Here is a 20409-nt window from a genome sequence, read left to right on the forward strand (position 1 = left end):
CCGCCATTTCCATTGTCAGGCAGAATCAGTAAGGAATCAATCGTTCTACCGTATCAAATACGGTTTCGCTGGTGAAACCTTTGCGTTGCAGAAACCCGGCGAGACGTTGCCTTTGTTTCTGCTTATCGAGGTTTTTCCATTTAACCAGTTTGCTTTCGGCCGCTTCGCGGGCCAGCTCCTTTTCATCGACCTCGCCATAAAGCTGGCGCAGGGTTTCCCCGACGATGGAATCGGCAAGCCCTTTCAGGCGCAGGTCCTGTTGCAGGCGAAAGCGGCCGAACCGTTTGGTTTCGATGCGGTACCGCCCCCATTGCAGGGCAAACCGGGTGTCATCCAGGTAACCCAGGCGTTTGAGATAATCGACGACCAAATCGACAGTGGACGTATCGAAGTCCTTACCCAGGAGGTAGGTCCGCATTTCGTGCTCCGTACGGTCGCGATAGGTGAGGTAGCGGAGAGCCCTGTTGCGGGCCTGTTTGAGCGCGTCGTCGTCCGGCATCGGAGGCAGGCCTGCGTGGGCTACTTCTTTTTGCCTTTACCGGAGGCTTTGGGCTCGACTTCTTCTCCTCCGTTATTTCCACTGTTCTCGGTGGGAGGGGCCGCGTGAACCGGCAGGTCCAGTTTCTGCCGGATCTGGGTTTCGATTTTTTGCGCGATGTCGGGATTCTCTTCCAGGAAGTTCTTGGAGTTTTCGCGGCCCTGGCCGATGCGTTCGTCTCCAAAGGAAAACCAGGTGCCGCTTTTCTGGATGATTTCGTTCTGCACGCCCAGGTCCAAAAGGTCGCCGTAGCGGGAGATGCCCTTGCCGTAAATGATGTCGAACTCGCATTCACGGAAGGGAGGCGCGAGTTTGTTTTTCACCACTTTCACGCGCGTGCGGTTGCCGATCACTTTGTCGCCGTCCTTCAGGGCGGAGATCCGGCGGATGTCGAGTCGCACCGAGGAATAGAATTTCAGGGCGTTGCCGCCGGTGGTGGTCTCCGGACTGCCGAACATGACTCCGATCTTCATGCGGATCTGGTTGATGAAGATGAGCGCCGTGCGTGATTTGTTGATGACCCCGGTGAGCTTGCGCATGGCCTGTGACATGAGCCGGGCCTGCAGTCCCATGTGGGAGTCGCCCATCTCACCGTCCAACTCCGCTTTCGGTACCAGGGCCGCCACCGAATCGATGACGATCACGTCCACCGCACCGCTGCGCACCAGCACCTCGGCGATCTCCAGGGTTTGCTCGCCCGTATCGGGCTGGGACAACAGAAGGTCCTCCAGGTTGACGCCCAGGTTGCGTGCATACTGCGGGTCGAGCGCGTGTTCGGCGTCGATAAATGCGGCGACCCCGCCCGTCTTCTGCGCTTCGGCAATGATGTGCAGAGTGAGGCTGGTTTTTCCAGACGCCTCCGGTCCATAAATTTCGATCACGCGGCCCCGTGGCACGCCGCCGATTCCCAATACCGCGTCGAGCGATAGGGAACCGGTGGGAATGGTGGCGACCTTCTGCGCTTCACCCTTACCCAGCTTCATGATGGATCCCTTACCGAACTGCTTTTCAATTTGAGAAAAAGCGAGGTCGAGGGCTTTTTCCTTATCCGGATCGATGGACATGGCGTCTCCTAATAGAAAGGTAAGGTACGTACGAATCAGGGGTCCGGACTCCGGCCCTGGAGTGAGATTTCCTTCAATACCGTGTAAATCGAACCCTTGGGGGTCAACTTGCTTTGAATCAGGCTGAATGATTTGACCTGAATTGGGCTTGGGTCCAAATCCCCGAGATCGTCCATTTCCACCTTCAACCGTTCGCAACCCTTCGGGGACTTGATGCGGCCCAGTGTGAGGTGTGGAGAAAACGCCCGGCTCTCCCGCGGCCAGCCCAAGGGTTCTACGGCGCTTTCCACGCCTGACTGGAGCGAAGCCAGATGGCCTTCCCGGTCATCCAACCCGACCCAGACCACCCGGGGTTTTTTCCATCCCGGAAACACGCCCAGCCCACCCAGCGAAACCTGGAACGGAGCCCGCCCAGTGGCTAGCCCATCCAGTGCGGTGTTGATCTCGGGAATGCGATGAGGGTCGGTGTCCCCAAGAAACTTTAAGGTCAGGTGAATGTTTCCGGGTCGTGTCCAGGTCGCATGCACCCCCAGTTTTTTAAATCGATCCTGAATGGCGCTGAGGGTGTTGAGCGTGGTGGACGGAACGAGAACGGCTACAAAGGTCCTTATGGCCAGCACAGTTTACAAATCGCCTCCGGGGTTGTCAATTTGATTTGGCTACGGCAATCCGCGTGCAACACCAGTCTCTTATTGTATCACTGGTAACCTTTTGCAGGGATTCCGGATTCCTCCACAGGTGCGTTCCAACCATTGGCCAGATGGATCGTTGAAGTGGGAAAGGCCACTTCGGCATCCTCTTTTTCGATGATGTTTATGATTTTAAGCAGAATATCCTGCTTGATTTCGTGGTAGTGCTCCCAATCGGTCGTTTTGGTGAATGCATAAACGAAAAAATCGAGAGACGACGCAGCGAATTTATCAAAGTTGACCATCAGGGTTCTGTCCGTATCGATTTCGGGATGGCCCTCCAGCATGGTTCTGACCTTTTCCACGATGGTTCCCATCTTCGAAACGTCGTCGTAGCGGATGCCGATGGTTTCATAGAGGCGCCGGTTCTCCATGCGGCTGGGGTTCTCCACGGTGATGGAAGCAAACACCGCATTGGGCACGTAAAGCGGACGTTTGTCGAAGGTACGGATGCGTGTGAGCCGCCAGCCGATGTGCTCCACGACCCCTTCGATCTCGCGGTCGGGAGAACGCACCCATTCGCCCACAACAAAGGGGCGGTCGAGGTAGATCATCAATCCCCCGAAAAAATTGGCGAGCAGGTCGCGCGCGGCGAAACCGACGGCGATACCGCCGATGCCGCCGAAAGCAAGCACCCCGGAGATGCTGAATCCCAGCGTTTGCAGGACCACCAGAAAGGCGGTGATGACCACCGAGAGCTTCAGCAGTTTGGAGATGGCGTCGGCCGTTGTGCGGTCGAGGTTGGTTCCTTTTTTCTTCAGGAACACTTCTTCGCCGTTTTTGATGAGGCGAACGATGAACCAGGTGATGCTGCCAATGATGAGAGTGTCCCGTGCCGGCCCCATCATTTCAAAAACGACGGAACTGATTTCCTTCTCGATGACTTCCGAGGCTGTGTAGACGCCGATTGTCCAGATGGCGAGCCGGAGCGGTTTGCGAACGGCATCAATCAGGGCTCCATCCCAGATTTTTGCTGACCTTTCGGCGCGCTTCTGAAGCCGGTCGAACGCCCTTTTCTGGAAATAGTCCACAAGGAGCGTCACGAAAACGACAACGAAGGCCTGCAGGATGTAGGAATGATCTTCTATGATGGAATGGATGAGGGACTCAAAATCCATAGAGGGCCTCCTTTGCAAAAATAAAAACAGCCCGATATCCCTGAGGGATTTTTAGAATTCGGGCTGTTTTCCATTACTAGCAAAATTGACCGGGGATTTCAACGCATCGCCGGAAACCCAACTGGCAGCAAGTGATGCATTACCCCTTGTGGAGCAGACCTTTTATGGAGGGCCCTTCACTCACTGCATTTTTTTCGAACTGGGCAACGGAAAAGGGTGGCTGAGGCCGGTCTCCGGTTCCGACAATTCTTTTTTGTCTCTGGCAGTCTGACGGATCAGGGACCTCTCCCGTCTCAAAATGCCGGTCATTTTTTCCCACGCCCGGTCCACAGGGTGTGTGTATTCCAGGAAAAACTGGCTCACCATCTGCCGTGTGAGGGTCTGTTTGAAAACCGTCGGGGTGATCTGCCCGGCGACGAGCCGCTTTTTTAAAACTTGAACCCCGGTGGGGTCGAGGTATTGCTTGAGGTCCGGTTTTTTAGCCATGGCGGTATCCATTGTAGTCATAGGGGTTCCAGTTGAATTGGGTTCAAAATTTTGACGCGAGTCTTTATAATTTAAATATGAGCAAGAACCATGCCAGTCTCTCAATCAGGGGGTGTTGTCTGGCCAGGGCCTTTTGAAGGGATCGGGATAGAGGGATCCCGAATACCCAAAACTTTTCTTCCATCCCTTTTGGGCGGGGAATCAGGTTTTCCTTTAATTAGCCGATGGGGATAAAGGACTCATTTGGATTGGCAGGAAATTTATGGACCTGACTCAGGAACCTCCGCCGGAGGAAAAACCACAGCGCCGGTATTATTTCGAAGAGGAGCAAACCGCCCCTCCTCCTGCGCCGCCCAAGCCTATTCAAGTCAGTTCATCGACGTGGAAGGTGCTTGTGGGGCTGGCTGCAGGATTGGCGTTCCTCGTCTGGAACGCCCGGTTGGAACCGGTGGACCTCCCTCCCATCGTGGCGCAGTTGTACACGGAGCCCGGCCCGGGCCCCCTTTCCCCCGAACCTGTAAAAGAAAATAAGACTTCCACCCTGCCACCGGACTGGCAACAACGTTTTCAGCCGAAACCGAAAACCTACCCCGTGAAAGAGCGGGTCACCCAGACCGAATCCGATTACCGGCAGATTAATCGATACGAACTCTTGCCGGAAGTTCTGCAATCTCGTCCCAAAAGATCGCTTTGGGTCGAAAGCAATCGCCCTGTACCTCGACCTACGCAGGTGCATGACAAAGGTCTGGTGCTGGCCGGACGGGGTTTTGAGATCGGACGGTTCGAACCGGACAAGGGGTTGACATTCCGCCTGAATACCTTACCGATCCCGGAACCGCACATGATGCCCCTCGATGAATTGCCTGAGTATGGAAACGAAACTGAGGGGTTGGAAGCGTCCCCTTATAAAAAGGGTTTGCTTTTTCATGCGGGTGCCACGGGGCTGCCGCCCCGAATCGACATGGAGACGGTGGGCCAACCGGAAACCCTCCCGCCGGAGCGGGAAGAGGAGCAGCTGGAAACCGAACCGGTTCCAGAAACGCGGGTCCTGCTGGATGTCAAAGGGAAAACGATGCTGAAGTTGAATCCATCGGCCCAACCACCTCTTGATTTGCTGAACCAGCACCCGGCCATCCTGCGGCATCAATTCGACCAGCGCGAAACCCGCCCTGAATAGGGGAGAGGCGGGTCAGGACCGGCTCCAGTAAAAAAGAATCCAGAAGCCGATGATGAGCAACCAGACCAGAACCTTGCGGAACCAGTGGACTTTGTAACGCTCCCCGGAATCCTGCAATTCCCGGTTGCGTTCGCGAAATCGGTTGCCCATGGGTGCGTTCCTTATCCCGCCCGTCAGGGCGACTGGGATTGCGCGGATTTCTCAGGTTTTGCGGAGAGAGCGCAGCGGAAACCGAAACTGTTGTTGCGCACCTCGGGATTGAAGAAGGCGCGGTTGAAGGTCGGTGCGCTCAACCCGCAACCGTAAGACAGGCAGTCGAACCACGACCCCCCCTTGAGGATGCGTTTTTCACGGCCGTACTCCGCTTTCGGGATGGGGTTGCCCGGGTGCGGCAGGTAGTAGCTGTCCACCCACTCCCAAACATTGCCGGACATGTCGAACAGGCCGTAGGGACTGCGTCCGTCGGGATAACTGCCGACGGGTTCTGTGCCGGTGGAGCCTTTGTAGGGGTTGTTGGATTTGGTGAGCACCCATACGTTGCCCCAGGGATAGATATTTCCATCTTCACCCCTCGCGGCTTTTTCCCATTCCTGCTCGGTGGGCAGGCGTTTGCCTTTCCATTTGCAGTATGCATCCGCATCAAGCCAGTTGACATAGGTGACAGGGTGCTTCTCCTTGCCTTTGGGGAGGTTGCCGTCCGGCCAGTGAAACGGAGCTTCGTGGCCGGTGACTTTCACAAATTCCCGGTAATCCCCGTTGGTCACTTCATACAGGTCGATATAAAACGCTTCGGTCAATGCAATGTGTTCCGGCGACTCGTCGTCCCAGCGGTCGTTGGAACCCATGATGAACTCGCCTGCGGGAACATACACCATGCCGGGAATGGATTTTCCGGACAATCCGGTTTTGTTTCCTTCGCTGCCGGTGGTTTTTCCTGCCAGTAACGGTCCACGAAACGATCGCACCCGGCGGTTGGGGATGGCATCCTCAGGTTGGATATGCAACGATTGCTTGCTGAATGGATTTTGTCCGGCCACCCTCCCGGGCCCCATATGGCAGGCGCGGCATTCGGTTTTGTCGAACTTGTCGAGTTTGGCGCGCACCAGGTTTTCCGGTTGATGACACGCCGTCTGGCAGGTGGTTTTGCCGGTGGCGTGACCTTTCAGGCTCTCAAACGCAAGTGTGGACTCGGTGGAAAAAATCACCGCAACAAAAAACACGGCTTTTATGTGCCTGAATAAATATTGGAGGAGCATGAAATTGCTGAATGAGCCTGTTATTGGGCCGTTTTTCACCTATATTTAAAAAACGGGTTTATTTGGATTCTATAATAAGGAAAAATAACCAGTCAAAATTAAATGCCGGAGGAATGGTGTGAACCGTTGGCGGTACATTGAAGACGACAAGCAAAACGGGGCCTGGAACATGGCCGTCGACGAGGCTCTGCTGCGCTCCTGCGAGAGCGACCCGTCTTATGTGCCGACGCTCCGCCTGTACGGTTGGAACCACCCTACACTTTCCATTGGATACTCACAGCCATTGGACGCGGAGATCGATTTAATGCGCTGCCGGGAAAATAATGTCGACTGGGTTCGGCGTCCCACGGGCGGGCGTGCCCTGTTGCACCTGGAGGAACTCACATATTCCATGGTGGGTCCGGTGACGCATCCGTTGTTCTCCGGCGGACTCAAAGCGACGTTCTCCGTCATAAGCCAGGCGTTGCTGCGCGGTCTGCGTGAATTGCGTATTGCCGATGCCCACATCAACAAGGAAAAGCAGTACGGGACCACGCGTCAGGAACGTTCCCCCGCCTGCTTTGCCTCACTCAACCATTGTGAGATCACCGTTCATGAAAGGAAACTCATCGGCAGTGCGCAACGCCGCACGCAACAGGCATTTCTGCAACATGGGTCGGTACTGATCGCCACAGATCACGACCTGTTTCATTCTCTGTTATTCCACCGCCACTCGGGGGTTGCAACCAGGTCCCTCGAAAAATTGAAGGCTTCCACCACCACACTCAATGAAATCGTGGGGCATCCCGTCGCGTTTCAAACCGTGCGCGACGCATTCCGTACGGGCATGACCACGCATTTTGACGGAACGTGGGAGACGGCGGAACTCACCCAGGCCGAGCGAAGCCTGGCGGACCACCTGTTGGAAGACCACCGCGCCACCGCAGAGACGGCAAGATGATCCTGAACCTGAATTACCTCCCTGGAGACCCCCGATTCCCGTGACCCGGAAATATTTGTACTTGTATGGCATGGTTCTCGCGTTGTGCCTGGCGCTTGCGGGATGCGGTCCGAACAAGGGCCTGTTTAAAAAGGATCCCGGCCGTCAGCGGTACCTCGACTTGACGGAAGTATTTCTACCCGGTCTACAGAAACAACCGGTCCAGCACGCATGGTTCGCGTTTGTCAACCGCGACCCGCTTCCGGACCTGCTGGTGGTGGAAAAGAACGCCGATGGCGCACCGGTGGTCCGCGTGTGGCAAAACCGCGAAGGCAAGCGGTTGTCCAAACTGAAGCGCCCCGGCTGGGTGGGAGAGCCGGGCGACACGATCGTGGCCATGCGCGCGCGGGACCTCAATCACGATCGCACCGCCGACCTGGTACTGATTGGCCGCTTTGCCGACGGCGATTCCGTTAAGGTGTTCATCAACAACGGCCGCGGTTATTTTTACACACCGCAGGGATTCCACCTGCCTCCGTTCAAGGAGGGGCTGGACCGTGTGGATCTGGTGGATGTGGACCAGGACGGCAATGTCGATCTGTTTTTCACCGGGCACCATGTGCAGAACAGGGGTGAGCCGGACCCGTACCAGGTGCAGTTCCTTTTGAACAACGGCCGCGCCCAGTTTCGCGATGCCACCCAACTGCTCATGCCGCCCCTGCCTGCCGGCATTCGCGGAACCTCGTTCGCGGATTACGACGGCGACCGGGTGATCGACATCTTTCTTGTTTACGACACCGGACGCAACCGCCTGCTGCTAAACAACGGACTCGGCCAGTTTACGGACCGCACCAGCGAACTGGTCCCGTTTATCCGCAGTAAAAGCAATTTTGCGGACTGGGCGGATTTCGACATGGACGGCGACAACGACCTGCTGGTGGTCAACGAGGAAATCGATCCGCGTTCCCGTTCGTATGAGAACGAGTACAGTTATGTACTGGTGAACAACGGTCACGGGTATTTTCGCAAAGGACCTCTCCGCGCCTTTCCGGGTTACCCGTCCCGTGCCGTTTACCTGCTCGATGCCAATGCGGACTCAATTCCTGATATCATTATATTGAGCCGGGAGGGAATCCACTACCAGCGTGGCCTGGGTAAGTGGCGCTTTTTCAGTGAAGGGGCAAAACGCCTTCCCGCCAACCTGCATTTTAAAGAATTGACGTTTGCGGACGTCAACAACGACGGACATTTGGATATATTTGGCATCGTTCGTGAGAACGGCCGTGGCCATTTGTGGATAAACAGCTTTAAGTGACACCTTTCAAAACAGAGAGTGCGATATGGCTACCGTTAAAAACATGACCCTCCTGAAAACGCTTGCCGCCATTGCCTGGGCCGATGGGGAGATGAGTGAATCCGAAAAAAACATCCTGAAGCGGTTTTACCGTAAGTTTCACCTCACGGATAAGGAAATGAACAGCCTGAAACCGTATCTGTTGTCCCCGGTTTCCAAAGAGGAACAGGATCGGCTGCTGGTGAAATTGTCGCACGAGTTCGGTTCCGGTCAGGAGCGGGAGCGGGTGGTGAAAGTCATGGAAGAAATGGCGTCCGCCGACAAAAAATTAAAGGACGAGGAACGCGAACTGCTGGAAACTTTTGCAAAGCATCTCAAAAAATCGTCGATCACCAGGCGCACCGTGGGCAAGATCCGCAATTTTTTCGAGAGCACCATTTTCCAGCCCGCTTACGAAAAAAATCCGGAATTGCATCAGTATTTCCGCAACCAGATTTTGAAACGCATCGAGTTGAAATCCAACGGCAGTTTGAAGAAAGGCCGAATCCCCGACGACGACCTGTATTTCATTTGCCTGCTGGGCACCCTGCTGGCATCGGTGGCGCACGTGGATGAAGACTTTCGGGAAGAAGAAAAAAAGGCACTCAAGGCCGAATTGAAAAAACGTTTCGAGTTCACTCCAAAGGAACTGGACTTGTTGCTGGAAGTGGTTTCCGAACAGGCCGAGCGGGGTTACGACTTCGACGAGGTGACGCGGGAGTTCAACAAGCTTTATTCGTACAACGACCGTGTGGCTACGGTGGATTGTTTCTTTGCGGTGGCGGCGGCGGACGGTTCCATTTCGCACGAGGAATCCGAGGAAATCCGACGCATCACCAAAGCCCTGCGCATTCCGCACAGCGCGTTCAAGGCGTCCAAGGTTCGGGCGCTGGATCAATTGCGCGGGCGGTGAGAACGAGAACCGTGTTGGGACCCTTTTGCTTTCCGGTTCCAGGATTGGGGATTTGATGGATCATGACTCCCGAACAAAAGAAGAAAAAGTTTCTCGGCATATTATTCGAATGTTGCAACGTGTATCGCCGCATTTACCTCAACAAGGACGGCAACGCGTATGAAGGACGCTGCCCGCGTTGTTCCCGCGAGGTGCGTGTACTGATCGGTCCCGGCGGAACCGACCAGCGATTCTTCCGCGCCCATTGATCAATCTTTTTTCTTTTATTCCATGAAACTGGTTGTGCAGAGGGTTTCGGCTTCGGCCGTCTCGGTGGGTGGTTTTGAGATCGCGCGTATCGGACGCGGGCTCATGATTTTGTTTGGGGCGGAAAAGGGCGACACTGACGCAGCGGTTGAATGGCTGGTGGAGAAGGCTGCCAACCTGCGCATCTTTCCGGATGAGGCGGGAAAGATGAACCGGTCGTGTGTCGATATCCAGGGCGAGGTGCTGGTGGTGTCGCAGTTCACCCTCGCCGGGGATTGTTCGCGGGGACGGCGCCCGGGGTTCGACAACGCCGCGCCGCCGGAAGAAGCGGAACGGCTTTACCGCCTGTTTGTAGACCGGTTCATGACCACCGGGTTGAGCGTGCAGGAAGGGAGGTTCGCCGCCGACATGCAGGTGGAGATCCACAACGACGGTCCGGTGACGTTCATCCTCGAGCGTTGACCGGATTCCTGTTCAGATCGTGCCGCTTGAGCAGGCGTTTCAATGCTTGGTCGTTATACTCATATTTGCGGGCGAACACGTTCAGGTTCTGGCGGCTGGTATCGGCTTCTTCCAGTTTGTTCTGCCGTAAATACTCCTGTTCGGCCACGGCCATGTAAAGCAGCGCGCTTTCCCCCACTTCCAACTGATCGTACAACAAAGCCAGTTTGTAATACGCCTGGGGCCGGTCAGGGTCGAGGCTGATGGCGAGTTCGTACGATTCAACCGCTTTTTCCGCCTGCTGGTTGAGGTGGTACAACTCCGCCATTTCAAGGTACGTGTCCGCATTTCCGGGGCGATAATGAAGCGAGGCCTCATAATGCTCCAGCGCCTTGTCGTATTTTCTGAGGTCGGCGAAGGCGCGGCCGAGACCGATGCGGATGGTCGCGTCCGAAGGATTCAGCCGCTGCGCTTCGTGCATGTGGCCTAGCGCCAGCAATTTGTTACCGCGCCGCGCGTAATACGCGCCGAGATTGTAATGCGCGATCGGCTCCTCCGGATCGAGACGCAGAGCCAGGTTGTATTTTTGAAACGCGTCTTCGTCCATGTTCAACGACTCATACAATGCACCGAGATTGCTGTGGACCCTGGCAACGTTCGGGGCCAGACGCGAGGCGATCCGCAGTTGATTTGCGGCTTTGGTTTTCTCTCCCAGGTGCCGATAGGCGATGGCGAGGTTGTTGTGAATCTGGAAATGGGTGGGGTCCCCGCCCAGGGCGCTGTTGTCCAGCACCGCCACCGCAGCGGAATACCTTTCCCGGGCGATCAGCACCGCTCCCAGGTTGGCGACGGTTTTCGGGTCCCTGGCATGTAACCGGTACGATTGCCTCAGCCATTTTTCTGCGGCGGCGAGGTCTCCCATTTGGTACAGGGCCCAGCCCAGGTCGCGCAACGCCTGAGTGTGATTTTTGTTGAGGCGGATCGTATCTTTCAAATGACTGGCCCCGGCCTTCCAGTTGCCCGCGGAAAGGTAGGCGATGCCCAGTTGGAAATGGGCGTCGGCGTCCTGCGGGTCGGTTTGCAGACGCGAGGCGTACTCGGCGATGCGCCGCTGGTATTGCGTGTGGGAATCGGTGCAGGCGGACGTCGCAATGGCAAGCAGGACGACACACACCGTCAGCAATCGGGTCATGACATTAGAATCGCAGGAATCCTATGGGCCTGCAAGACTTAACGGCGAAGGAGGGTAAGTTCTTGAATGGTCCCGATCAATGCGGGATTGAGGGAATCGCCGAGAGGGCCAGCTGCATGAAAGTGGAGGGGAAAATACCCATGACCAGGATGGCCGCGGAGCTCACGGTGACGAGTGCGGTCATGCCGCGGTTGCTCACCACTTCGGTTTCCGGCTCGCTTTCGTGGAAGTACATCATCACTATGATGCGCAGGTAGAAGTACACGGCGATCATGCTGGCCAGCACCGCCAGCACCGTGATCAGCACATAGTCCTGTTTGATTGCGGCGACGAAGACGTAAAGCTTGCCGAAAAAACCGGCAGTGGGAGGGAACCCGGCCAGCGACAGCATGAACAGGCTCATCGCCGCGGCCATCAGCGGGTTGCGCTTGGCAAGTCCTTTGAAGCGGTAAATGGAATTCGATCCCTTGCCTTCGCCTTCCACCATGTACACCACGGCGAACGCGCCGACGTTCATGAACAGGTACACAGCCAGGTAGAAGATGATGCTCGCCACGCCGTCCTGGCTGTTGGCGACAATGCCGATCAGCAGGTACCCGGCATGTGCCACGCCGGAATACGCCAGCATGCGCTTGACGTCGTCCTGAAAAATGGCGGCGATGTTTCCCACCAGCATGGTGACCACCGAAACGCCGAACAGGAACGGCATCCAGATTTCCTGCAACTCCGGCAGGGCGATGTAAAACACCCGTGCGATCAGTGCAAACGCCGCGGCCTTGGTGGCGACCGACATGAAGCCCGTGATCGGTGTCGGCGCGCCCTGGTAAACATCCGGAGTCCAGGAATGGAACGGTACCAGCGAAACTTTGAATGCCAGTCCGCAGAACATGAGTGCCATGCCGATGTACACCAGCGGATTGTGCGTGTAGGGATTCTCGTGCAACAGCTTGCCGATCAGGCGGATTTCCGTGGTCCCGGTGCCTGCGTACATGAGAGCCATTCCGTATACCAGGATGGCGGAGGCGAACGCGCCGATCAGCAGGTATTTGACGGTGGACTCCTGCGACGCCACGGTCTCCCACGGCAGATGATCCACGTCACCGGGTTGTTCGCGGCCTGTGCCGTGCTTGGCGTTGAACCCGCACAGGATGTAGAGCGAAATAGAAAAGATTTCGAGCGAGATGAACGCGGTGATCAGGTTGCCGGACTTGGCGAGAAACATCATACCCACCACGGCCATGAGCAACAGCGAAAAGTATTCGGCCTTGTTCTGGTGGTCGGGCTTCGGGTAGCGGAACGAAGCGATGATGGCAAACAGAGACATCACCAGGAAAATCAGGTTGAAGGTCTGCGAGAAGCGGTCGTGTATCAGCGCCCGGCTGAACATTTCCGGGTCAGCGCCGTCGGCAACGGTGGGGGCCCCGATCCACAGATAGCATGACAGCAGAAGGGCGGTGACGATGCCCGCGGTGGCCGCCTTGGCCAGATACGAGTTTTCGTTGAATGCCTTTTTCAGACCCATCAATAACAGCAGGAACGACGTCGCCATCAGGATCAGTTCTGGCGAGATGGCGATCCAGTTCATGTCTTCGAGATTGATGTTGGCGGTCATAGTGTGCTGTATCCCGGAAATCCTGTGGGTTGGAATCAAAACGAGGCGGCGAGCCCGGTTCACGCGTAGTGCGTGTTTTAAATCATTTCCCCCCGATTTTCAAGAAAAGTTTGGTCTGCCGGCAGGGTGGGGGAGGTGGGGAAAAGCCCGTTGATTCCGTCTTTTAACCTGCGGGTGTGGAGGGGGCGGAACCCTCTCCCTGCCCCAGTTCAGGGTACACCTGTCCGGCTTCGAGGATCACCCAGCGGTCCGAGGTATCGCCCACCACGAGGTCGAGACTGTCTTTCAGATGGATGAGCCCCACAATGTCCAGTGGAAGGCGAACGCGAATGGGGTCATCGTGGTTCTGCCCCTGCAAATGGATGAAGTCGTGGTCGATCTTGGTGACACAGAAAATGTCGTTGATGGTTTCGACAATGTGGGTGATTTCCTTGAGGGTTTCACCGGTGGCTTCGTCCAGGTGGTGGCTGAGTTTCAAACACCGGTCCTGCGATTCAGTCAGTTTCAGGATGACCGCGTCCAACTGGATGCCCTGCAACCCGTGGTTGAGATCGCGTTTGTCCATCCAGCGGAAAAATGAATACAGATCGAACAGCACTTCGTTGGTTTCGGTTTTGGTGGAAATGGAATTGAATGGAAGGAAACCCACAACAAACCGGCTCAGATGCGACAGGTTGATCTCCATCGGTGAGGAAATCAGTTTTCTTCCGTCGGGAAACTCCACGTACTCGAGTCCGGATTCCATCAAGCACGAATGGAACAGCGCCAGGCTTTTGCCGAGTTCCGGTGTTGGCAGGTCATGTGCCGGGGCCACGCCCTGTGACCGGGCGTACTCTTTCATCACCTCGTACAGTTCCATGAATCAGTCCCGTAACGAGGGCGATTTGGAGAGGCACGTTTTCAACACCTCCAGCAGGCGTTGAAACTCCCCGGTTCGGATATCGCCCATGTTGGCGATGCGGAATATCGACTTCTTGAGGCCGCCCTGACCCGAATAAATGACGTACCCCTGCTTTTTCAGCTCACCGTGCAGGAACTCGTAAGTGATCCCCTCCGGTAGTTTGAGCGCGGTCAGGCTGTTGGAACGGTGCGCGGGATCGACCAGGTACTCGAGGCCCATTTCGTCGAAACCCCTGCGAAGCAAGGCGGACGCACCGGCATAGCGATCGATGCGCGCGGTCACCGTCTCTTCGATCAACTCGTCGAGTGCCGCATCAAACGCGTAATGCACCTGCACCGCCGGGGTGAACAGGGTTTCCCCCGCTTCCTGCGCTTTCAGGTTTCTATGCAGATCGAAGTACACGGACCGTGCCGGGTGCGTGGCAAGAGTGTGCACTTCCTCTTTGCGTACCAGGACGAACGACACACCGGGGAACCCCTGCAAACATTTATTGGCGGTGCCGACGCAGTAATCGACGTGACTGCGTTCAAAATCGAGCGTGTCGCCGGCCAGACTGCTGATGGCGTCGATCAACAGTTTTTTGCCGTAGCGGTGTGCGAGCTCGCCAACCTCGTGTACGGGGTTGAGCAGGCCGGTGGTGGTTTCGTGATGCACCAGCGCCACCAGCCCGATCTCGGGATGTTCTTTCAAAGCCCGTTCAATGGCTTCAAGCGACGGTGCGACGCCCCAGTCGCAATCGACGGTCACAATGGGAATGCGATGCGTTTCCGCCATCGTGGCGATGCGCTCGCCGTACACACCGTTCCGGACCACCAGCATGGCCTGTCCCTCCGCAACGCAGGAGGACACCGCCATCTCGAGCGCAGCGGTGCCGGACCCGGTGATGAGCGCTGTCAGAAAAACCCCCTCCAGCCTGAAGGCTTTCAGCAGTTTCTGGCGGATGGATTGCACCAATTCGGCGCATTCCGGTTCGCGGTGACAGAGGTCCGGATGCAATAAAGCCTGGCGCACGCGATCGGTGACGTTGACCGGGCCGGGATTCAGCAGGATCATGCGGTTCATATGCGGTAACCTTTAGGAAAATCGCCCCACTATAACACCCGATCCGGAGTGAACCAAACGAATTGAAATCGCGTTCGGGGGCTTTATTAATTTGCTAACATTATTATATGATTTGTAACTTAAGCGCAGGTCACCCGATCCGGAGTTTGTCGTTGTCCTTTTTGAAGCAGCTGGGTTGTTGGACCCTCGTCGGGTTCGGGATTCTTTATACCCCTCCTCTCGCGCAGGCGGAAGGCGAAGGCTCAAAACTCGTCATCCCGCAGGTGAAGTACGAAGGCGGCACGTACAAGCCGCGTCCCGATGCGGTGGAAAGCCTGTTGGCGCAGGTGGCGAAGCGCACGTCGATCGAGGTCAAGCGCGAACCGCTGGACCTTGCACCCACCGACCCGACTTTATTTCATCATCCCTTTCTTTATCTTGCGGGCGACCGTGAGTTCAAACCGATCTCTGACGATTCCGTCAATGCCCTCCGTGATTACTTGAACTTCGGCGGATTCCTTTTGATCGACGACAACTCCGGCAGGCCCAACTCCGGATTCGATGCATCCGTACGCCGCCTGCTGGACAGACTGTATCCCAACACCCCGCTGGAACGCATTCCGCGTGACCACTCGATCTTCCGCTCGTTCTACCTGATCAACCAGGTGGTGGGCCGTGTGGTGGTGAAGCCTTATCTGGAAGGCATCACCAGCAAGGGACGCACGGTGCTCGTTTACTCAAACAACGACCTTGGCGGTGCGTGGTCGAAAAACAAGCTCGGCCACTGGAATTTTGACATGGTCGGCGGCGGCTATCGTCAACGCAAACTGAGCCTGCGCCTCGGAGTCAACATCGTCATGTACGCGCTCACCCTTGATTATAAAAAAGACATGGTGCACTTGCCCATCATTCTTGAGCGGCTCCGGAGGTATTCCGGCCGATGAATTTTCTGGGAAAGCTGTTCGGGCAGAACTGGGAAGAGTACAACGCATGGGAGCTGCACTGGGCCCTGGGCGAAAACCGATGGGCATTGATGGCGCTTGCGGTGCTGGCGCCGCTGATGTTGTGGTTTTTCTGGACCAGCCTGCGCAAGCTGCGGAGCCTTCCGCGAAAAACGGTGCTCTACACACTGCGCGTTCTGACACTGGCGCTGCTGTTGCTTCTCATACTTCAACCGCGCCTGGAGTTGAAAAACATCCAGCCGCTCAAAAACACGATCGCCGTGCTTGTCGACGACAGCAAAAGCATGTCGATCAAAACCTTTCCAGAAGAAATTCCGCGTAAGCAACTGGTGAGCGACGCCCTGGCGCGGCATAAGGACTGGCTGACGGGCCTGCGGCAAAACTATGACGTTGATTACTATTTCGTTTCAGACCATATCGATCCCGTCCGTGCAGAGGAACTGGCGTCGCGGTACCAGCCCCTCAACGTGAATACGGATCTCGCCCGCGTGTTCCGCGAGGTGCTCGAGCAGTATGAGAACAAATCGTTGCAGGGCGTTCTGCTGTTTTCCGACGGCGCCGACCTTATCCAGGATCCTGCGGACTTTTCTGAGGACTTCGAACAGACACTGGTTAAATTTGACGGCCCCATACATACCCTGCAGGCGGGCACCAACGACGAGTTCAAGGACCTTGCGATCGAGACCGTGGACGCGGCGGATTTCGGTTTCGTCAACCAGCCGGTCAAGGTGTCGGTAAAACTGGGTGCCTACGCCATCGGCAACAAGAACATCCCCGTGGTGGTGAAGGAAGGGGACAAGATCCTCGTGTCGCAGGTCGTCTCTTTAAAGGATGACAATCGGGATTACCGGGTGGATATGGAGTTCATGCCGGTGAACATGGGCAAACACATTTATTCGGTAACGGTGCCCGTGTTTTCGGGGGAGGCGGTGGAGACGAACAACCGCTGGGATTTTCAGGTGAAGGTGGTGCGCGACCGCCTGCGCGTTCTGCATTTGAACGGCCGGCCGTCATGGGACTCGCGCTTTCTTCGCGAGGTTTTGATCAACAACCCGAAGGTGGACCTGCTTTCGTTCTTTATTTTGAGGACGCTGAGCGACGATGTCGATGCACCGACCACCGAACTCAGCCTCATTCCGTTTCCGTCCAACCTGTTGCTCAGTGATTACCTGAGTTCCTTCGATCTCGTCGTGTTTCACAATTTCCGGTACAAACCGTTTCTCGATAAAAAGTACCTGTCGAACCTGAAATCGTATGTGGAGGAAGGTGGCGCGTTTCTGATGATCGGCGGCGATTTGTCATTTCAAGGGGGAGGGTACGAACGCACGCCGGTGGAGGAAATCCTTCCCGTTGAACTGAAGCATGCCTCGCAACCGTTCTCCGACAAATCCTATGCGATCGACGTTCCGGGGAGCCTGAACAATCATCCCATTCTGCAATTGGAGAGCAGAAAAGAGGCGAATGTAAAAGCCTGGCAGTCCCTGCCTCCGCTTCAGGGATTGAATATGGGTCTGGCCCCGGCCGGGGAGGCAAAGGTGCTGGCCACGGCCAGGGTGGACAAGAAAAACCTGCCGGTGCTCGCCGCCCGGAAAGTAGGAGAAGGCCGCACCCTGATGATCGCCACCGACTCCGCGTGGTACTGGAACTTCCGCCGCGTGGGGGAGGGCGGCAGTGGCCGGCATTACCAGAAGCTGTGGGAGAACATCCTCGCCTGGCTGACCCGGGATCCCGAAACGCGCCTGCTCAAGGTGGAGACCGACAAGGAAAAGTACCGCGAACACGAGAAAGTGCTCGTGCAATTCAAGCTGGTCGGCGAAGATTACAACCCCCTGGCCGGAAAACTGGCGGAGTTGACCCTCTCCACATGGCCTGACCGCAGCACGTTGAAGACGGAATCGATCTCCACCGACGAAAACGGCGAAGGCCGTTTCGAATTCTATCCAGGCCGCGAGGGATTCTACGCGGCCCAGGTTTCCGTAAAGCAGGGCGACCGCACACTCACCGAGCGCGAATTATTCAGTGTCACCAGCCCCCGGGTGGAGTTCCAGAAACCGCGTGTTCAGCCAGAGTTCCTCCAGAAGCTGTCTGAGGTTTCCGGAGGGAGTTACCAGGTTCTCCGCCCTGACTTGCGGCTGGATACGTTGACTTTCCCCAATCCGGAGGTGGAAATCAAAACCAGTAAACTGTTCGTCTCGTTGTGGGATACGTGGGCGGCATACGGGTTGATCCTCGGGTTTCTCTTTTTGGAGTGGTACCTCCGCCGCAAGTCCGGGCTGAGTTGAGAATGCATGAGAAATGGGTGAGATTCCCGTAACGTTCTTGTGAATCCTCCTGCCTTGCGTTACCATCGATTTCAATACTATTTACCCGTTCAGGCTCATTTAAAAATGCTCGAAGACAAGAAAACAAGCAAAGGCCCGGCCCTCCGGATGTGGATTCGGGACCGTGTGGTGTTTCTGGCGCTCATCATTTTCGGATTCGGCGCGGCCGCATACATTCTCTCTCCCCAGGTGTTTCCGGCCCACAGCATCTGGCTCCATCCCGTCAAGGAGTTCTCCCTGCTGATTGCCATGATCGGAGTTGTGTCTTTGGGTTATGAGTTGTTCCTGAGAGAACTCACCTTTAATGAATACAAGGATGCATTGCAGGAAATTGTCAATCCCGATGCGGTGCGCCTGGGAATCCAGGGGATTTTCAAGAACCGGTCGGAGTTGGGGAACGCCACCTCCTTCGAGGCGTTGTTCAAGCGGGTGAAGCACGAAATCTACATTGGCGGGACATCGTTGCTGTCCATCTCCACCGGAAGCCGCGACCTTCTGCGTGAAAAGGTGTTGAGCGGGGTCAATGTGAAACTTTTGTTAATGGATCCGCAATCGCCGGTGGTCGACCTCATCAGCCGGCAGGCGCACGGCAAATCGACCTTTTTGAACGAGATCAAAACCTCCATCCTGCTTTTGCAGAAACTTCAGGAGGAGATCGAGTCCGTGGAGTCGCCAACCAAGGGCAAGTTTGTTGTGCACACCTACCGGTTCATTCCCTCCCACTCGTTTATTTCTCTCGACGTGCAGGAGCCGGGCGGGCTCATCGTGGCGGACATCGGTCCGTATCTCGGTCGTAACTTCCAGCGACCGAGCATTGTCCTCATCAATAAGAAACACGGTCTGTACGATCACTATCGCGATCTCAACGACTCCATGTGGCTGGAGAGCAAGCCACTCACCCCGAGTTGGCTGGTGGGGGAAGGTCCCAAAACCCGGACTCAGGTGTTCGCCAGCGGCAAGGACACGGAAGTGTACGATCCTGAAACCGAAAGCTGGCGGACTGCCGAGATCTGCCAGGGCAGTGACGACTGGCGCGGCATCAAAGGAAGCATGTGGGTGTGGATCCGGGAGCAGGTGACGCTGGAGGAAGCCAAGACCGGCACCCAGCACGGGTTTCGCCTGAGGTTTGACATCCCGCCGGGGACCAAAGCCATGCCCCGGGCGGAGCTCTTTCTGCGGGCCGATGATGTCTGCCGCGTCACCGTGAACGATGTCGGCCTGAAACAGGATTACGGCGGAGCGGAGTACCCGGAGCCGTTCATTATCAACTGCGATGACTTTTTGCGCGAAGGGACCAACGAAATTCAATTCGAGGTCATCAACTACGCCAAACCCGATGCCACAGCGCCGGAAGACAACCCTTCCGGCCTGATTTACCGTCTGCACCTGGAATATCTGGAGGGTTGAGTCGGATCGGTATCCCGCCCGGAAAATCCGCAAATTAGGGCATCCACCTGTGCCGGACACTGCAAGCCACGTACGGCCCCCTTTCATCTCCCTGTCGGTCCACACGCCCTTCCGGGTCCCCCACACGCTCCCCGGCTACTCGCGTTCAATTTCCAACCCATTGATAAACAAGTGGTTATTGTTATTTTGGGGTGCCCTCCAGCACCCCGTAAAGATAGGGAAAACAGTAATTGACAGGGTATGGTGGTGCTAATATAATCCCCCATTCCAGTAGTTTCTGGAACCCTGAAACGGGTTTTGGGTAAAATGGGTCCATAAGGATGGGAGACACCCGGCTGCTACCTTCCAGGAACATTTGACCGGAGGGTGGAGTTGTTTGAAATTGCCTCGATTAGGATGGCAATCCCCCCTCCCGACGAAACAAACGGAAACTCCAAGTGACCGAATATATTTTTGTCAGCGTATTCGCCGTCGTGGCGCTGGTCATTGTGCTGGGAATCCTTTTCCTTTCCATGGTTCTGGGCCCGCGCAAAGCCAATGCTGAAAAGCACATCGCCTATGAGTGCGGCATGCTCCCCTCCGAAGAGGCCAAGGGCCGTTTTCCGGTCCGGTTCGCCACCATCGCCATGCTTTTCATAATCTTCGACATCGAGGTGGTGTTCATGTACCCTTGGGCCGTTGCGCTCGATGAACTGAAGCTGTTTGGCCTGGTGGAAATGGTCATATTCATTACGATTCTGGCTATCGCCTATGTATACGTCTGGGGGCGAGGAGGTTTGGAATGGGATTGATG

General features: G+C 56.1%; 21 protein-coding genes. 10 read left to right on the top strand and 11 right to left on the bottom strand.

What is annotated here, in order from left to right; translation table 11 throughout:
- Window positions 1-25: 25 nt before the first annotated feature.
- The 5 genes from ACTRW9_RS05645 to ACTRW9_RS05665 form a co-directional block, all read right to left on the bottom strand.
- On the bottom strand, window positions 26-499 hold the full coding sequence (locus ACTRW9_RS05645) for a regulatory protein RecX (protein ID WP_442427129.1): 474 nt from the start codon (window positions 497-499) through the stop codon (window positions 26-28).
- A gap of 20 nt (window positions 500-519) precedes the next feature.
- On the bottom strand, window positions 520-1602 hold the full coding sequence (gene recA, locus ACTRW9_RS05650; RefSeq protein ID WP_442428607.1) for a recombinase RecA: 1083 nt from the start codon (window positions 1600-1602) through the stop codon (window positions 520-522).
- A 35-nt stretch (window positions 1603-1637) separates the two neighbouring features.
- On the bottom strand, window positions 1638-2222 hold the full coding sequence (thpR, locus tag ACTRW9_RS05655) for an RNA 2',3'-cyclic phosphodiesterase (protein ID WP_442428608.1): 585 nt from the start codon (window positions 2220-2222) through the stop codon (window positions 1638-1640).
- Window positions 2223-2299: 77 nt separating this feature from the next.
- Entirely contained in the window at window positions 2300-3409 is a 1110-nt protein-coding gene (locus tag ACTRW9_RS05660) for a mechanosensitive ion channel family protein (protein WP_442427126.1), read from the bottom strand.
- Window positions 3410-3589: 180 nt separating this feature from the next.
- Window positions 3590-3916 (bottom strand): hypothetical protein, encoded by a 327-nt coding sequence (locus ACTRW9_RS05665; RefSeq protein WP_442428609.1) that lies wholly within the window; start codon window positions 3914-3916, stop codon window positions 3590-3592.
- Between the two features lie 241 nt (window positions 3917-4157).
- Between ACTRW9_RS05665 and ACTRW9_RS05670 the strand changes: the two genes are divergently transcribed.
- Window positions 4158-5072: a hypothetical protein gene (locus tag ACTRW9_RS05670; RefSeq protein WP_442428610.1), complete on the top strand. Its 915-nt coding sequence runs from the start codon at window positions 4158-4160 to the stop codon at window positions 5070-5072.
- A gap of 12 nt (window positions 5073-5084) precedes the next feature.
- On the opposite strand, the gene ACTRW9_RS05675 is transcribed toward ACTRW9_RS05670, so the two are convergent.
- Together ACTRW9_RS05675 and ACTRW9_RS05680 are read right to left on the bottom strand one after the other, a co-directional pair.
- The gene (locus ACTRW9_RS05675) at window positions 5085-5222 is read right to left on the bottom strand and encodes a hypothetical protein (RefSeq protein WP_442427123.1); all 138 of its coding nucleotides are present in this window, start codon (window positions 5220-5222) and stop codon (window positions 5085-5087) included.
- Between the two features lie 23 nt (window positions 5223-5245).
- Window positions 5246-6292, bottom strand: coding sequence for a formylglycine-generating enzyme family protein (locus ACTRW9_RS05680; RefSeq protein ID WP_442428611.1), 1047 nt, complete (start codon window positions 6290-6292; stop codon window positions 5246-5248).
- A gap of 154 nt (window positions 6293-6446) precedes the next feature.
- Here ACTRW9_RS05680 and ACTRW9_RS05685 point away from each other — a divergent pair, with 154 nt between their 5' ends.
- The 5 genes from ACTRW9_RS05685 (at window position 6447) to dtd (ending at window position 10201) form a co-directional block, all read left to right on the top strand.
- Entirely contained in the window at window positions 6447-7268 is an 822-nt protein-coding gene (locus ACTRW9_RS05685) for a lipoate--protein ligase family protein (protein ID WP_442428612.1), read from the top strand.
- 40 nt (window positions 7269-7308) lie between these two features.
- The gene (locus ACTRW9_RS05690; protein ID WP_442428613.1) at window positions 7309-8562 is read left to right on the top strand and encodes an FG-GAP repeat domain-containing protein; all 1254 of its coding nucleotides are present in this window, start codon (window positions 7309-7311) and stop codon (window positions 8560-8562) included.
- Between the two features lie 25 nt (window positions 8563-8587).
- Complete coding sequence (locus ACTRW9_RS05695; RefSeq protein WP_442428614.1) at window positions 8588-9493, top strand: TerB family tellurite resistance protein; 906 nt, start codon at window positions 8588-8590, stop codon at window positions 9491-9493.
- Between the two features lie 62 nt (window positions 9494-9555).
- On the top strand, window positions 9556-9741 hold the full coding sequence (locus ACTRW9_RS05700) for a hypothetical protein (RefSeq protein WP_237100473.1): 186 nt from the start codon (window positions 9556-9558) through the stop codon (window positions 9739-9741).
- 22 nt (window positions 9742-9763) lie between these two features.
- A complete protein-coding gene (gene dtd, locus ACTRW9_RS05705) occupies window positions 9764-10201 on the top strand; it encodes a D-aminoacyl-tRNA deacylase (protein WP_442428615.1) in 438 nt (145 codons plus the stop codon).
- Here dtd and ACTRW9_RS05710 read toward each other — a convergent pair.
- The 4 genes from ACTRW9_RS05710 to ACTRW9_RS05725 form a co-directional block, all read right to left on the bottom strand.
- A complete protein-coding gene (locus ACTRW9_RS05710; protein ID WP_442428616.1) occupies window positions 10185-11372 on the bottom strand; it encodes a tetratricopeptide repeat protein in 1188 nt (395 codons plus the stop codon). The two genes, dtd and ACTRW9_RS05710, sit on opposite strands and share 17 nt — an antisense overlap.
- A 76-nt stretch (window positions 11373-11448) precedes the next feature.
- Complete coding sequence (locus tag ACTRW9_RS05715; RefSeq protein ID WP_442427116.1) at window positions 11449-12984, bottom strand: NADH-quinone oxidoreductase subunit N; 1536 nt, start codon at window positions 12982-12984, stop codon at window positions 11449-11451.
- A gap of 163 nt (window positions 12985-13147) precedes the next feature.
- A complete protein-coding gene (locus tag ACTRW9_RS05720) occupies window positions 13148-13843 on the bottom strand; it encodes a hypothetical protein (protein WP_442427115.1) in 696 nt (231 codons plus the stop codon).
- Between the two features lie 3 nt (window positions 13844-13846).
- Complete coding sequence (locus tag ACTRW9_RS05725; RefSeq protein WP_442428617.1) at window positions 13847-14947, bottom strand: 2-aminoethylphosphonate aminotransferase; 1101 nt, start codon at window positions 14945-14947, stop codon at window positions 13847-13849.
- 152 nt (window positions 14948-15099) lie between these two features.
- On the opposite strand from ACTRW9_RS05725, the gene ACTRW9_RS05730 reads away from it, so the two are divergent.
- The 4 genes from ACTRW9_RS05730 (at window position 15100) to ACTRW9_RS05745 (ending at window position 20407) form a co-directional block, all read left to right on the top strand.
- Window positions 15100-15870, top strand: a complete 771-nt coding sequence (locus ACTRW9_RS05730; protein WP_442427113.1) for a DUF4159 domain-containing protein — start codon at window positions 15100-15102, stop codon at window positions 15868-15870.
- Entirely contained in the window at window positions 15867-18170 is a 2304-nt protein-coding gene (locus ACTRW9_RS05735) for a glutamine amidotransferase (RefSeq protein WP_442428618.1), read from the top strand. The genes ACTRW9_RS05730 and ACTRW9_RS05735 overlap by 4 nt, the downstream gene beginning before the upstream one ends.
- Window positions 18171-18275: 105 nt before the next feature.
- The gene (locus tag ACTRW9_RS05740) at window positions 18276-19616 is read left to right on the top strand and encodes a hypothetical protein (RefSeq protein WP_442428619.1); all 1341 of its coding nucleotides are present in this window, start codon (window positions 18276-18278) and stop codon (window positions 19614-19616) included.
- A 437-nt stretch (window positions 19617-20053) separates the two neighbouring features.
- The gene (locus tag ACTRW9_RS05745) at window positions 20054-20407 is read left to right on the top strand and encodes an NADH-quinone oxidoreductase subunit A (protein WP_442427110.1); all 354 of its coding nucleotides are present in this window, start codon (window positions 20054-20056) and stop codon (window positions 20405-20407) included.
- The last annotated feature ends 2 nt before the right edge of the window (window positions 20408-20409 follow it).

The sequence above is a fragment of the Nitrospina sp. 32_T5 genome, from assembly GCF_052156635.1.
Classification (GTDB): Bacteria; Nitrospinota; Nitrospinia; order Nitrospinales; family Nitrospinaceae; genus Nitrospina.